General features: G+C 66.0%; 12 protein-coding genes. 4 read left to right on the top strand and 8 right to left on the bottom strand.

Annotated elements, in window-relative coordinates:
• Positions 1 to 154: 154 nt before the first annotated feature.
• Positions 155 to 1,315, top strand: coding sequence for an acyl-CoA dehydrogenase family protein (locus ACFQRC_RS12545; RefSeq protein ID WP_379961726.1), 1,161 nt, complete (start codon positions 155 to 157; stop codon positions 1,313 to 1,315).
• Between the two features lie 120 nt (positions 1,316 to 1,435).
• Here ACFQRC_RS12545 and ACFQRC_RS12540 read toward each other — a convergent pair whose 3' ends face one another.
• From ACFQRC_RS12540 to ACFQRC_RS12530, 3 genes are read right to left on the bottom strand one after another with little or no spacing between them, the layout of a single operon-like run.
• Positions 1,436 to 1,945 (bottom strand): MaoC/PaaZ C-terminal domain-containing protein, encoded by a 510-nt coding sequence (locus ACFQRC_RS12540; RefSeq protein ID WP_379961724.1) that lies wholly within the window; start codon positions 1,943 to 1,945, stop codon positions 1,436 to 1,438.
• An 8-nt stretch (positions 1,946 to 1,953) separates the two neighbouring features.
• On the bottom strand, positions 1,954 to 2,862 hold the full coding sequence (locus ACFQRC_RS12535; RefSeq protein ID WP_379961722.1) for an acyl-CoA thioesterase: 909 nt from the start codon (positions 2,860 to 2,862) through the stop codon (positions 1,954 to 1,956).
• 36 nt (positions 2,863 to 2,898) lie between these two features.
• Positions 2,899 to 4,119, bottom strand: coding sequence for an aromatic ring-hydroxylating dioxygenase subunit alpha (locus ACFQRC_RS12530; protein ID WP_379961720.1), 1,221 nt, complete (start codon positions 4,117 to 4,119; stop codon positions 2,899 to 2,901).
• Positions 4,120 to 4,214: 95 nt separating this feature from the next.
• Here ACFQRC_RS12530 and ACFQRC_RS12525 point away from each other — a divergent pair, with 95 nt between their 5' ends.
• Positions 4,215 to 5,000: a sugar phosphate isomerase/epimerase family protein gene (locus tag ACFQRC_RS12525; protein WP_379961718.1), complete on the top strand. Its 786-nt coding sequence runs from the start codon at positions 4,215 to 4,217 to the stop codon at positions 4,998 to 5,000.
• 1 nt (position 5,001) lies between these two features.
• On the opposite strand, the gene ACFQRC_RS12520 is transcribed toward ACFQRC_RS12525, so the two are convergent.
• Positions 5,002 to 5,799 carry an SDR family oxidoreductase gene (locus ACFQRC_RS12520; protein ID WP_379961716.1) on the bottom strand — a complete coding sequence of 266 codons (798 nt, stop codon included), beginning with the start codon at positions 5,797 to 5,799 and terminating at the stop codon, positions 5,002 to 5,004.
• Between the two features lie 216 nt (positions 5,800 to 6,015).
• On the opposite strand from ACFQRC_RS12520, the gene ACFQRC_RS12515 reads away from it, so the two are divergent.
• The gene (locus ACFQRC_RS12515) at positions 6,016 to 7,647 is read left to right on the top strand and encodes a class I adenylate-forming enzyme family protein (protein ID WP_379961714.1); all 1,632 of its coding nucleotides are present in this window, start codon (positions 6,016 to 6,018) and stop codon (positions 7,645 to 7,647) included.
• A gap of 48 nt (positions 7,648 to 7,695) precedes the next feature.
• On the opposite strand, the gene ACFQRC_RS12510 is transcribed toward ACFQRC_RS12515, so the two are convergent.
• The 4 genes from ACFQRC_RS12510 to ACFQRC_RS12495 all read right to left on the bottom strand — a co-directional run bounded on the left by ACFQRC_RS12510 (position 7,696) and on the right by ACFQRC_RS12495 (position 13,071).
• On the bottom strand, positions 7,696 to 9,024 hold the full coding sequence (locus ACFQRC_RS12510) for an NTP/NDP exchange transporter (protein WP_379961712.1): 1,329 nt from the start codon (positions 9,022 to 9,024) through the stop codon (positions 7,696 to 7,698).
• On the bottom strand, positions 9,011 to 10,024 hold the full coding sequence (locus tag ACFQRC_RS12505) for an aldo/keto reductase (protein ID WP_379961710.1): 1,014 nt from the start codon (positions 10,022 to 10,024) through the stop codon (positions 9,011 to 9,013). Before ACFQRC_RS12505 ends, ACFQRC_RS12510 begins: the two co-directional genes overlap by 14 nt.
• Before the next feature lie 43 nt (positions 10,025 to 10,067).
• Positions 10,068 to 11,984, bottom strand: a complete 1,917-nt coding sequence (locus tag ACFQRC_RS12500; protein ID WP_379961708.1) for a TonB-dependent receptor domain-containing protein — start codon at positions 11,982 to 11,984, stop codon at positions 10,068 to 10,070.
• Between the two features lie 85 nt (positions 11,985 to 12,069).
• Complete coding sequence (locus ACFQRC_RS12495; RefSeq protein WP_379961706.1) at positions 12,070 to 13,071, bottom strand: sensor histidine kinase; 1,002 nt, start codon at positions 13,069 to 13,071, stop codon at positions 12,070 to 12,072.
• Between the two features lie 193 nt (positions 13,072 to 13,264).
• Here ACFQRC_RS12495 and ACFQRC_RS12490 point away from each other — a divergent pair, with 193 nt between their 5' ends.
• Entirely contained in the window at positions 13,265 to 14,032 is a 768-nt protein-coding gene (locus tag ACFQRC_RS12490; protein WP_379961704.1) for a LytR/AlgR family response regulator transcription factor, read from the top strand.
• The last annotated feature ends 38 nt before the right edge of the window (positions 14,033 to 14,070 follow it).

Raw genomic sequence — 14,070 nt, 5'->3', positions numbered from 1 at the left:
TGAGGAGGGACTGAGCTCGGCGAAGGCCCGTCTCGAAGGACCTCTGCGAATCCTTCGAGACGCCGTTTCGCCGGGCTCAACGGCTCCTTAGGATGAGCGGACGAATGTAGAAACATAATTTGAACGGGCCAAGGGCGCCGAAGGGGAGGAACATTTGAACTTCGCATTGAGCCCGGACCAGGAGGAGCTGCGCTCCGCCGCGCGGGAATTCGCACGGGCGGAGCTGCCCGCGATCGCGGCAGAGCTGGAGCGCGACAACAAGCCGCCGAGCCACGATTTGATCCGCCGCTATGCGGAGATGGGATTTCTCGGCATCAACGTGTCGTCCGACCTGGGCGGCCTCGGCCTCGGCAATATCGAGGCTTTGGTGGTGCTGGAGGAGTTCGCCAAAATCTCCTCGGCGGTGGCCTTCCCGATCTTCGAATCGTCCGTCGGCCCGGTCCGGGCGATCGAGCATTTCGCGCCCGACGCGCTGAGGAAACGCATCGTGCCGGCCGTCTGCGCGGGCGATATGATCGTCGCGGTTTCCATGTCGGAGCCGGACGCGGGCAGCGCCCTGACCGATCTGAAGACGCGTGGCGTGATCCGGGGCGACAAGGTCATTCTCAACGGCACCAAGCGCTGGTGCTCGGGTGGCGGCCATGCCGACGCCTATGTCGTCTATTGCCGCCTGTCCGACGATCCGGGCGCCAAGGCGATCGGCGCGGTGCTGGTGGAAAAGGACGCGCCGGGCCTCAGCTTCGGCCCCAACGAGCAGCTGATGGGCTTTCGCGGCATCCCTTCGTCCGATCTCAACTTCGACGATTGCGAAGTGCCGGCCGGCAATATCATCGTCCCCGCCGGCGGCTTCAGGCAATTGATGGAGGCCTTCGATCTGGAGCGGTGCGGCAACGCCACCATGGCGCTCGGCCAGGCCTCGGGCGCGCTGGAGGACGTTTCCCAATATGTCCAGGAGCGAAAGCAGTTCGGCAAAGCCATCGCCGAGTTCCAGGCGGTCCAGTTGAAGCTCGCCGAAATGCACATGAAGTGCGAGGCGGCGCGGCTGCTCATCTGGCGGGCGGCGGCCAATGCCGAGGACGGCCTGCCTTCCGTCCTCAACAGCTCGACCGGCAAATGCTTCGCCAACACCATCGCGCGCGAGGTTACCGGCGACGCGATGCAGTTGATGGGCGCCTATGGCTATTCCAAGGAATTCCCGATGGAGCGGCGCCTGCGCGACAGCTGGGGCTGGGGCATCGCCGGCGGCGCGATCGACATCCAGAAGGTCAACATCGCCGGAGCCATGCTCGGCCGCCGCTTCGACCAGCGGCGGTAGGATCGGCCCGAGAGACCGAACCCGCGTTCGCCCTGAGCCTGTCGAAGGGTCTTCTCTACTTTCGGAAGGTGAAGGAGGGGGCTTCGACAGGCTCAGCCCGAACGGGTGAGGCGACGGGACTCAGGCCGGTGCCGACGACCCTGCACCGCGCCGCGCCCGCCCCTCGCGCGTGTAGACGAGGTTGATTGAGGTGAAGGTCACCGCCTCCTCGCCCGTCTGTGCCACCACGGCGTATCGCGTCAGGGCCGTGCCGCGGTCGCTGCGGGTTTCGGAGGGGCGCAGGTCGACGATCTCGGAGGTGACGTGGATGACATCGCCGGCCCGGATCGCGCGCTTGAGGCGCAATTCGTCCCATCCGACTCCGCAGACGTAATCGATATCGGAATTGATCTCATGATCGAGCTGGCGCCACATCGCCAGCACGTGGATGCCGCTCGCGACGACTTCGCCGAACACCGACTCCCTGGCCAGCTCGGGATCGCTGTGGAACCATTGCGGATCGTAGGCGCGCGCGAAGGCGAGAATCTCCTCCTGCGTCACCAGCTTCTCGCTGGACCTGCGGAATTCGCCGACACTCAGATCCTCGAAGGTGCGATGCGGCACGACCGGTGCGAAAGCTGGATCGGGCATTACCTTCCTCAAAGCATGTGGCCGCGCGGCGTGGCGAGCATCCGGACCAGACCCTCCTGCGCCACCGATGCGACCAGCCGTCCGTCGGCGGTGAAGACGTTGCCGCGCCCCAAGGCTCGTGCTCCCATCGTGGCCGGGCTGTCCAGCGCATAGAGCAGCCATTCATCGACGCGGAAGCGGTCGTGGAACCAGATCGAATGGTCGAGGCTGGCGGTCTGGAGATGATCGTCGGCGAACCCGATCCCGATCGGCGCCAGGCCGGCGTGCAGGATATGCAGGTCCGACGCGTAAGCGAAGAACCGCTGATGCTCCGCCGGATCGTCGCCGAGCGGCGCTTTCAGGCGGACCCAGAAATGCTTGCGCGACGATTCGGCCGGCGAGTTGATGACCCGGAACGGCTCGACCGGCCGCCAGTCGAACAGCGACTTTCGACGCCAGAACGGCCAATGCCGCTGCGGCAGCGCATCGCCGATCTCCGCGATACAGTCGGACATCGGCCGCAGCTTTTCGGGAGGCGGAATTTCGGGCATCGGGAATTGCTGGCGTGGCCCGTCCTCGGCCTCGTGGAGAAGCGCCGACATGCTGAGGATCAGCTTTCCGCCCTGCTCCACCGCCACGCGCCGCGCCGAGAAGCTGCGCCCGTCGCGGTCGCGGCTGACGGTGAAGTCGATCGGCGCATCGGTATCGCCAGGCCGGACGAAATAAGCATGGCAGCTCGCTACCGGTCGCCCCGGCGGGGCCGTCCGCTGCACGGCCGCCAGCGCCTGCGCCACGGCCTGCCCGCCATAGAGGCGGAGCAGGCCGCTCGGGAAAGGGAGCGCCCTGAACCGGTCCACACCTTTGGTCTCGAACGCGAAGAGGGCACGGCGCTCGATCGCGGGGTCGTCGTTCGTCGTGAACCTTTCGCTGTCCGCCATTCCGGAACCGTCAAGCCGATTCGAACCGCGGGCGGCTCAAGCGCGCACTACCTGTTCGTGCAGCACCTGCTCGACCCGCGAGTCCGGCGGCACTTGGTTGAGGCCGATTCGGCGGTCCAGCTCTTCGTGCCAGTGATAGATGCGGCGCTCCTGATAATTGAGCGGCATGCTGCGGAACCCCTTGCTCTCGAGCGATTCCTGGATCTGCGGCGCGAACTGGAGGTCTTCGTAGAGGATGCGCTCCCAGTTGCTGAGCCGGGTCTCCCAGAGCGGGCTGGGATTCTCCGGATCGTGATCGGGCGCGATCCAGCTCGACACCACGCGGCAGCTTGTGTCGGACGTCGGCCAGAACTGGAGCAGGGGGATGCCGCTGTCGGAAGCGGGCATCACGAAATTGGGGTAGATGTGGTAGCTCACATTGTTCTTCGCCGGCACCTCGGTGACGGTCGGGATCTTGGGCATGCCGATCGTCCCGGGGTCGGTCCAGTCGGGCCGGCGATTGGGGGTGAGCATACGGCTATGCCCGTTGGGCCAGAGCGTCACGAACATGCCGCGATGATCGAGGAAACGGTCGACCGTCGACTGGTGGATCGACTTAAGGTGATAGACCTCCAGGAACGCGTCCAGCAGGATCTTGACGTTGCACGGCACCTCGTAGCTGCGGGAATCGACCCAGCGCAGCGTGTCGAGCGAATATTGATCGAGTTCCTTCGCCATCGGCCCCAGATGCTCAATCAGCGTTTCGGCCTCGGGATCCTCGTTGATGAAGATGAGGCTGCCGAGCCGCTCGCACCGGACCGACACCAGGGACCGGCAGGAGAAATCGAGATCGACGAAATCGCGCTTGTCCCGCACCGCCGTCAGCTTTCCATCGAGCGTGTAGCTCCAGCCATGATAGCCGCACACGAAGCCGCGGGATTCGCCTTCATCCTCTTTCACCAGCGGCGCGCCGCGATGCTGGCAGGTGTTGTAGAAGGCGCGCACTTCGCCCTGCAGGTCGCGCACGACGAGGATAGGCGAACCGGTGTTGCGGGTCAGGAACCAGCTTCCGGGATTGGGCAGCTGATCGGTGTGGCCCGCGAACAGCCAGGCGCGCTTCCACATCCGCTCGCGCTCCAGCGCCAGGAATTCCTTGTCGACATAGCGCGAGCCCGGGATGTCGGGCAGATGGGGGAAGCCCTCGGGCGGCGTCTTGCGGCCCCGCTCGAACTCCATCGTCTCGTTCACGCGCGCAACCGCGAGGTCGTTCAATTCCATCACCGGCTCCCTTGTTGACATCTTGTACCACGGGCCATCATAAAAACAATCATGATTGACTTTTATTCGAGGGCCGGACGCTGACCGACAGGCGATTGTCCCTGCATCATCTGACTGCGCTCGATGCCTCACCGTCCGATCTGGTGTCGATCGCGGGCCGGCTGCGCTGCGATCATGTCACGCTCTTCACCCATGTGCCGGACCAGGCGCGGGGCTTCTACCCCTGCGTTACGGGCGATGACGTCCCGGCGCTCCGCGACGCCCTCGCGGGGGCGGATGTCACGGTCTGCAACCTGGAGGTTTTCCCGCTCGACCGCGACGGAGACCTCGCCCGGTTCGAGGAGGGACTGCGCGTCGGTGCCGCGCTCGGCGCCCCTCGCGCCACCGTCCATATCCACGACGTCGCGGATCTGGCGGCGGCGGCGGAGCGTTTCGCCGCATTCTCCACGGCCGCGTCCGGCCACGGCATCGTCGCGGGGCTCGAATTCAACGGCTTTTCTGCCGTGAAGGACATCGCCTCTGCCGCCGCCATCGTGCGCGCCGCGGGCTGCGGCGCTTTGGTGCTGGACGTGCTGCATCTGATGCGCAACGGCGCCGATCTCGCCGCCCTCGGCCGAAACGCCGATCTTGTCGGCTATGCGCAGCTTTGCGACGGCCCGCTCGCGATCGACCCGGCGGAGGCGTGGCGAGAGGCGGTGCGCGAGCGCCGTCTGCCCGGCGACGGAGAATTCCCGCTGGCGGCGATCCTGTCGCGGCTCGGCGGCGACATAGTGATCGAGGCGGAGATTCCACAGGCCGCGGCCCGCAAGGCGGGAGTCGACGCCTTCGAGCGCGCCCGCCGCGCGATCGAAGCGGTTCGATCCGTCCTGCCGGCCGCCTGACTCAGCCCGCCCGCGCCGCGCGGGCCGCCTTCACTGCCGCCCCGATCTCGGCATTGGTGGGATTGCGGCGGAGCGTCAGCCCGCCGTTCACCTGAAGCACCTGGCCGGTCATGAAGCATGTGTCGGACGCCAGCCACACCGCCGCCTCGGCGATATCCTCGCTCGTGCCCACCCGGCCGAGTGGATATTCGCGCTCGAATGTGTCGATGACGGCCTGGTTGGCGGCGGCCCGCGCGGTCATCGGAGTCGCGGTGAAACCGGGCGCGATCGAATTGGCGCGGATGCCCCTGTGCCCGAATTCATTGGCGACGCAGCGAATGACATGATCGGTCCCGGCCTTGGTCCCCATATAAGCGGCATGGTCCTCCAGCATGATCGAGGCGGTGGCGGACGAAATCTGGATCAGCGACCCGCCGTCGCGCATCGCGCGCAGCATGGCCTGGTAGAACAGGATGGCGCCGGTGAACTGGAGCGCGGTGATCCGCTCTATCTCCTCCTTGCTTGTTTCCAGGAACGGCTTGAGCAGCCCCCAGCCGGTGGCGTTGAGCGCGATGTCGAGCCCCCCGAATCGGCCCACTGCCGCATGTGCGAGCGCGGCCAGATCCGCCTCGTCCGTGATGTCGCAGGCGACTCCCACCCCCCCCAGTTCTTCGGCGAGCGCCGCCAGCGCCCCGGCATCTCGGCCCGCCACGACGAGGTGCGCGCCCTCGGCCGCAAGACGCCGCGCGATCACCTGCCCCATATTGTCGCGCCCCGCCGCGCCGATCACGACCGCGACCTTATTTTCGAGCTGTCCCATGCCTGTCTCCCATGCGCGGCGCGGTTTGGCCGTGGCGGCGACAGTGCAACGCGAAAGTCGAAGCGCCAAATAAAAAAACATGAAAGATTGTTTTTATTCCGCCACCGGCTAAGCTTTGTCGAACCGGAGCGGTATCGCTCCCAATATGATAGCCCCGCCGACGTCGGTCGAGCAGAGCAGCGTTTCGAGAGCGATGACCGGGAGAAGGCGATGACGGTGGAGCAGCCGATTTACACGATGGGGGCGATGCTGCGGGCGTCCGCGGCGCGGCATCCGGAATCGGACGCGCTGATCTTTCCCCATCGCAAGCTGACCTATCGCGAGCTCGAATCGTCGGCGCGGGCCTGGGCTAAGACCTTCATCGCCATGGGTGTCCAGCCAAAGCAGAATGTCGGCATCCTGCTCACGACGCGGCCCGATTTCGTCGAGATATTCTACGGCATCGTCATGGCCGGCGCGGTCGCGGTTCCGGTCAATGCCCGCTACCAGGCCTCGGAATTGAGCTTCCTGGTCCGCGACGCCGATCTGGTGGTGCTCGCGACCACCGGGCGCGTCGCCGACAGCCTCGATTTCAACGAGCGGCTCGTCGCCGCCTTGCCGTCGCTCCCCCAGGCCGGAGACCGCTCGGCGCTGGGTCTTGAGGAAGCGCCGCTGCTGCGCAGCATCATCTGCCTCGATCCGCCTTGCCTTTCCTATCTGGTCAGCGGCGCCGACGCGCTGGCGCTCGGCCGCGACGTGCCCGATGCCGAAGTCGACGCCCGGATCGACGCGGTCGATCCCGAGGATGTCGCGATGATCCTCTACACGTCCGGCACCACCGCGACGCCCAAGGGGGCGATGATCAGCCACCGCGCCCAGGTCGGCAACAGCCGCAACCTCGGCATACGCTACGGCATGACGGCCGCCGACAAGGTCTGGTCGCCGCTGCCCATCTTCCACATCGCCGGCATCCTGCCGATGACCATGATTCTCGATCTCGGCGGCGCCTATATGACGGTGGCGCATTTCGAGGCCGGCGTGGCGCTGGAGATGCTGGGGCGCGAGAAAGCGACGCTCGCTTATCCGAGCTTCGTGACGATCATGCAGGACCTCATTACCCATCCGTCCTTCAAGGACACCGACCTTTCCAGCCTGCGGGTGATGAACTCCAATTTCGCGGTCCAGCCGGCCTGGATCAAGGAGGCGGTGACCAAGGCGATGCCGCACACCATCCAGGTCGGCACCTACGGCCTCACCGAAGGCGCTGGGACGATTTCCACCAGCCGCCTCGACAACAGCTTCGAGCAGCGCACGGGCCGCTGCGGCGAGGTGCTCGACGAATGGGAAATGCGCATCGTCGATATCGAGACCGGCCGCGATTGCGGAGTGGACGAGCGCGGCGAGATCGTCGTCCGTGGCCCCAATATGCTGAAAGGCTATTATAACGCCCCGGAAAAGACCGCCGAGCAGATCCGCGACGGCTGGTTCCATACCGGGGATATCGGCTCGATCGACGCCGACGGCCAGGTGATGTTCCATGGCCGCACCAAGGACATGCTGAAGGTCGGCGGCGAGAATGTCGCGGCGGCCGAGATCGAGGCGATGCTGCAGACCCATCCCGCCGTGAAGCTCGCCCAGGTCGTCGGCATCCCCGACGACCGTTATGTCGAGGTGCCGGCGGCGTTCGTCGAGCTGGTCGACGGCCAGAGCCCGACGGAAGACGAGCTCATCCAGCATTGCAAGGGCAAGCTCGCGGGATTCAAAATCCCCCGCCATGTCCGCGCCGTGACTGAATGGCCGATGTCGACATCGAAAATTCAGAAATTCAAGCTGCAGAAGATCCTGCTGGAAGATCTGCAAGGCGGCTGAAGCCGTTCGCACCGAGAATGGCTTGCTTCGCGCCGCTCGATTGACGGATCAACCTGATCGCATCAGGCGCGGGCGTCTCCCCCGCGCGGGTTCCCCGTCGGCGGCGTGGCGGTCGTGGCGCCGCCCGAGATAATAGCCGACGCCACCCCAGATCGCGGCGATGCCGACGCCCAGGATCGAAGCGGATGCGGCGGTGCCGAGCGCCACGATCGCGGCATTGGCCCAGGCCGCCATCGCGTCCCCGCCACGGTAGACGACGGTGTCGATCGCGTTCTTCGCCTTGTACTTGGTCTCGGCGTCGACGTCGGTGAACAGCATCTCGCGGCCGGGGCGGACCAGAGCATATTCGCCGACACGCCTCACGATCATCACGAAGGCCAGCACCGGGAAGGTGGCGGCGAAGGCGAGCAGGCCGAAGCCGAACATCATCGTCACCGGCACCGCGGCGAGCAAAGCGGTGACGCCGAGCCGCTTGGTGATGCGGCCGGTGATGAAGATCTGGATGAAGATGGTGAGCGACTGGACGGTGAAGTCGATGGCGCTGAATATCTGGGTCTGCGCGGCGGGATCGGGAAAGGTCGCCTCGACCACGCGCGCCTGCTCGAAATAGAGGAAGGTCGAGACCGAGGTCAGCAGGATCACGAACAGCGAAATGCCGAGCAGATAGGGCGAGCGCAGGATCAGCGTAATCCCCGCCCAGATCGACCCACCGATCCGGGCCTCGGGCGGATTTTGCGGATCCTCAGGTTTCCCGTGCCGCTCGCGCCAGCCGATCAGGTAGCGGGCGGCGATCAAGGTGGCGAGCAGCAGGACGGTCGAAACCAGCAGCAAGCCGGCATGACCGAGCGGCTCGACGAGAAGCCCGCTGAGCAGCGGCCCGGTGAGCCCGCCGAGGCTCGCGCCGGCGGCAATCTGGCCGAACAGCCGGTGCCCCTGGTCGGCGTTGAACACGTCGGCCATCAAGCTCCATGCGATCGAGATGACGAACAGGTTGAAGACCGAAAGCCAGACGTAGAAAGCCCGTGCGATCCAGACATTGTCCGGATCGGCGAACAGGCTGGCGCTGAATCCAGCCATGACCAGCGCCGAAAAAACGTAGGTCGCCGGCAGCAGGCGCCGCCGCCGCACCCTCTTTGCCAGCGTTCCATAGATCGGCACCACCACCAGGGAAGCGAGGAAGGTGCCGAGATAGAGCCATTGCAAATTCTCGACGCCGCCGGCGATCCCGAATGTCTCGCGCACCGGGCGCAGCATGAAATAGCTGGCGAAGAGCAGGAAGAAGAGCACATGCCCCCCCAGCACCGCCGGCACTTCATGCGGTTCGGCGACGATGAGGCGGGAGAGGCAGCGCGGCACCGCCGCTTCAGAGCGCGTCAATGTAGGCCTCCATCCGCCGCCGCATCGCCGCGTCCGGCAGCGGCCCGCGCGCCGCCCCCAGATTGTCGTCGATATATTGGGGCCGAGCCATTCCCGGGATCGCAATCGGCCGCACCGGGTGGCTGACAATATATTTCAGGAAGATTTGGGCCCAGCTCGTCGCGCCGATCTCACCCGCCCAGTCCGGGAGCGACCGGCCCTCGGTCACCTCGAACAGCCGTCCGCGGCCGAACGGCAGATTCACCATCACCGCCAGCCCCAGCTCCTGCGCCAGCGGCAGGATTCGCTCGGCCGCGCCGCGATTGTCCAGCGCATAATCGACCTGAATCGCGTCCAGCTTTTCACGCCGCAGCAGAGCTTCAAAGCCGGCATATTGTTCGGGTTGAGAGGCGATGGCGGCTGTCGTCGGACCGAAGCCCGCCTGGGACGAGATGGATGCGCCGATCGACCGCACCCGGCCCTGCGTCTGCATTTCGCGCAGGATGGCAAGCTTGTTCGCGGCGTCCTGCGGATTGTGGAGCGCGATCAGGTCGATCACGTCGGTGCGGAGGTTGCGGAAGGATTGCGCAATCTGCGCCTGGCCTTCGGCGGCGGTGGCGCCCGCCACCTTGGTCGCCAGGAATAAGCGGTCGCACACGCCAAGCTCCTCGACAAGCCCGCCGATCACCTCCTCGGCGCGGCCGTAGGAGGGGGCGGTGTCGATCATCCTGCCGCCGTGCTCGACGAACCGCGCGATGGTCTGCCTCAAGGTCGCGAGCTGTTCTTCGCCTTCCGGGTCGGCGTAACGCCGGGCTGTTCCGATGCCGATCACCGGGACCTGCTCGTTCGCGCCCGGTATCAGGCGAGCGTGCAGTTCGCCTAGGCCGGCAACCGGTTTCGAAATCTGGTCAGGCACTGGTCCTTCGCCGGCCGCGCCCGGGGCCGCGGCCCGGCCGCAGGCCGCGGCGCCGATGAGCGGGAGTGCCGCGAGGCCGCGGAGCACGTTGCGTCGGTCGATCATTATTTCCCTCCTCTGGTTGGTGCATGCGCTGGATTGAGACATCTCACATGTCGACGGTAAGGCTCATCTGGAATCGGCGGGGCGGGTTGTAATAGAAGCCCTCGCCCAGGTTGTTATACCCGAAGACGTTGTTCACCGATGCGAGCTGCGCGCGGAACGTGGCCGGCTTGTCGATCAAATCGAAGCGGTAGCGGCCGCCCAAAGCGGCGACGTACCGAGCCGGGATGACGAAACTGTTCGCGGCATTGGCGATGCGGTCGGACGCGCTCTCATAAGCGAGATCGAGCGAGAGGCCTTCGATCCAGGGCAGGTTCCAGTTGACCGCTCCGGTCACGGTGCGCCCGATCGAACCCACCGGCCGCCGCCCGATCAGCTCCAGATCGACCGCGTCGCCGGCCAACGTCGCATCCAGGAAGACGGCGCCCAGCACGACGCTGACCCGCGGAGTGATCTGCCCGGCCAGCGACACCTCGATCCCGCGATTGCGCACTTCGCCGAGCTCGCGGAACACCCGTCCGGGATCGAGCGCGAAATAGGGTTTGCGCACGTCGAACGCGCCCGCGACCAGGCGCAGCGCCGAAGTGACGGCGTAGCGGAAGCCCGCGTCCATCTGCTCGGTTATGATGGCGGGCGGCGCTTCGCCGCGATTGACGGCGATGTCGGGCGCGACCGGGCTTTCCTCCAGCCCCTTGCTGTAGCCGGCATAGAAGACGAGGTCGCTGCTGGCGATGAGAGAGAGCGTGCCGTTGAACAGCCAGGGACTCGATTCCGATATCGGCAAGGCACCGGAGGGCCGAACCACCGCCTTTTTGTAGAAAGGACGCTGGAAGCCGAGACTGAGTTCGCCGACGTCGCGCCAGCGGCCTTCATAGCCGAGGCCGACGGTCAGCTGGCGTACCTCGTCGGTGGTCTGCTGCCCCAGCGTGAAGCTCGGCTCGGGCGCGACGATCGGCTCGTCGAGGCGGCCGCGGCCGAGATCGTATCGCTGTCCTCCGCCATAACGACGGTCCTGCATGCGGCCGCGCGCCATCAGATGGAGCTGGTGGAGGCGCTCGCCCTCGATGAATTGCCGGGTGAGGCGCAGCTCACCCGAAGTGGAGGCGAAGCGACGCGCCCGATCGGCGACAACCACGCGGTCGGCCTCGCCCTCGGGCGTCGTGTTGAGGAACAAGGGGGTGAAGTTGCGCGCGTCGTGCGCGATCGAGCGGAACGCGCCGCCGCGCAGGGTCCAATCGCCCAAGCCGAAGGTGGTGAGAAGCCCGTAATTGAAGTCCTGGCCCTGGTTCCGCGCCCATTCCGGACCGAAATAGCGCCGGCGCTCGATTCGGGGCGGGAGATATTCGCCGCCGGTGAAGATGATCGGCTGCGCCTCCCCGCCGCTCTCGTCCTGCATGCTCCAGAAGGGGATGATCTCGATATTCTCCGCCAGCCGCCAGCGCGCGATGGCCGCGGCGCTGAGCACGCGGCGCTCGCCGCCATGATAGAGCTCCTCCCCATTCACGCCCACGCCGGCGGCCACCCCCAGCGTCGCGGTGACGGGAAGCTGCGCGTCGACCTCCAAGCGCGGACCTCCGAAGGGGCCGATGCCGAGCACATTACTGGCGACCGCCTCCGATCCCGGCAGGCGCAGCGAAAAGTCGGCCACGCCGGTCGGCGCCGGAAACGGATAGCCCTGCGCCGTGAGGCCGACGCGCACGTTGCTGCCGGAGATCAGGCGTTGGTTGAGGTCCGCCTGATAGTCGAAATACATGCCGTTGATGCGGACGTTGCCGGCCTGCACGGGACTGAAGCCGCGCGCGCCGAACGGCGAATAGAGGCCGACCCGTTCGTTGCCGACGCTGGTGCCGAACGCGTCGTCGGCCGAGGCCACGGCATTCTCGCCCGTGCGTTGGGCCAAGGCCGCTTCCGGATTTGCCAGCAACAGCGCGACGCTGGTGCCTACCAACAATGTCTTCTTCATCCGTCCCTCCGTTTCCGCGAAAATGGCGAAAGCGGCCGGGAGAGCGGTGCGGAGATCGACGAACGTCCGTATCGAACGACGAGCGTCAGCGGCGAAGCGGGATTCTCAGGATGTTGCGGAAGCCGCCTTCCGCGAGTTCTTCGGTGGTGAGGCCGGCCTCATCGCCGAAGCGCGAGCGCAGCCGATCGTAAACGTTGCGCAGGCCCACCTTCTCTCCCTTGGAGCCGACGCCTGAAGCCTTGGCATCATTCTCGACGACGATCTCGAGCACCGGCCCGTCCAGACGCGCGCGGATGCGGATGCAGGTCGGCCCCTCGCACTTGGCGACGCCGTGCTTCACCGCATTCTCGACCAGAGGCTGCAGCAGAAGCGCCGGCACGCGCGCCTCGGCGCTTCCGTCATCGAGCGCCACGTCGAAACGCAGCCGGTCGGGGAAGCGCGTGCGCTCGATCTCCAGATAGAGGCGCTGGAGCTCCACTTCCTGGGACAGGGTCAAATCCTCCATCGGGTTGACCGCGAGACTACGCCTGAAGAAGTCGGAGAGCCGCACCACCATCTCCTCCGCCCTGGCGGGCGCGTCGCGGACCAGAGCGGCGATGGCGTTCAATGTGTTGAACAGGAAATGCGGGTTGATCTGATAGCGCAGCGCTCGGACCTGCGCCTCCTGCGCCTTCACGACCAGCTCGGCCGCCTGCCGCTCCTGCTCCTGCACCGTGATGCTGTAGGAGAGCGCGAGATAAGCGGTGGTCCAGGAAAAATAGAACCAGAACCAGTATAAGGCGAAGTAAACGAAATCTTCGACAAGGGTGTGCTCCACGTCCCCGAACATGAAGGCGTTGAGCACCGCCTGGACGCAGGCCGCGGCAAGGGCCAGTGCCGCGCCGATCATCGCCTGCCGGGCGAATTCTCGCCGCCGGAGCGAGCGCAGGCAGCGGTACAGCACATAGCTGACGAATAAGCCGAACAAGGCGAAGCTGACGCGCCGCACCGTGCCCTCGACCAGGTCCGGCCCACCGGATAAGTCGTCGATATGGGCGCGCAGCCACATGATGATGAAGTGGGTCGCCCAGAAGACGGCGATCAGCACCCCTGCCCCTCTTCTCAGGCGAGCATGAGCGGCGGCTCCGGCATGATGCGGCGTGTTGTCCAAGGCGTCCGTTCCCCCGTGCGAAGATAGCCGATTGCTAGCTGATCGCGCCGGGGCGGCATAGCCAAGTCCACTCGACAGGCGTCCGCCGCTGATCGATAAACGTCAAAATATTGGGAGCCGGAAGCCGGACATGCGCGCGTTGATTGTGGATGACGAGCCGTTGGCGCGGCGGCGGCTGGTGCAGCTGTTGGCCGCGCTCCCGGACGTCGAGATTGTCGGCGAGGCGGAGGGCGGCCGCGAGGCCCTGAAGCTCGTCGAGCTGCTCCGTCCGGACGTGCTGCTGCTCGACATCGAAATGCCGGCCGTGGACGGGTTCGAGGTGCTCAAGGCGCTGCCGCCGACCCCCGCGCCGGCGATCATCTTCGTGACCGCCTTCCAGGATCATGCGGTGAAAGCGTTCGAGCTGCGCGCGACCGACTTCGTCGTCAAGCCGGTGAGTGGCGACCGGCTGGCCAGAGCGATTGAACAGGCTCGAAGCGACCTCGATGCGCGGCGGGCGGGGGAGCGGCTTGCCTTTCTCCAGTCGCGTCTCGCCGAACTGGAAAGCCGCGCGCTCTCCGCATCGGATCCGGGGCTCTGGGTGCAGATCGGCAGCGAAAAGCGCCGCCTCGCTCTGGCGGATATAAGGTGGCTGGAGGCCGAGCGCGATTATGTGCGGGTGCATATGAAAGGCCATACGCACCTCGTGAACGCGATGCTCGGCGAGATGGAAAAGGCGCTGGACGAGCAGGCGTTCCTCCGCGTCCATCGTTCGACGATCGTCCGAAAGGACAAGGTGCGCGCCGTGTTGCGCGGGCGCTTCTCGGCCCCTGTGCTGGAGCTTGACGACGGGCACCGGCTGCCGGTTGGGCGCAAGTACCGCGACGCAGTGCGGTCGGCCTTCGACATTGCCCTATGATTCACAGCGGCGGAAAAGTCGTCGCCGGAGCCGGATAT

The organism is Enterovirga sp. GCM10030262, assembly GCF_042666435.1.
GTDB lineage: Bacteria > Pseudomonadota > Alphaproteobacteria > Sphingomonadales > Sphingomonadaceae > Allosphingosinicella.
The sequence above is the reverse complement of the archived record's forward strand: the minus strand, read 5'-3'. Positions and strand labels throughout refer to the sequence as shown.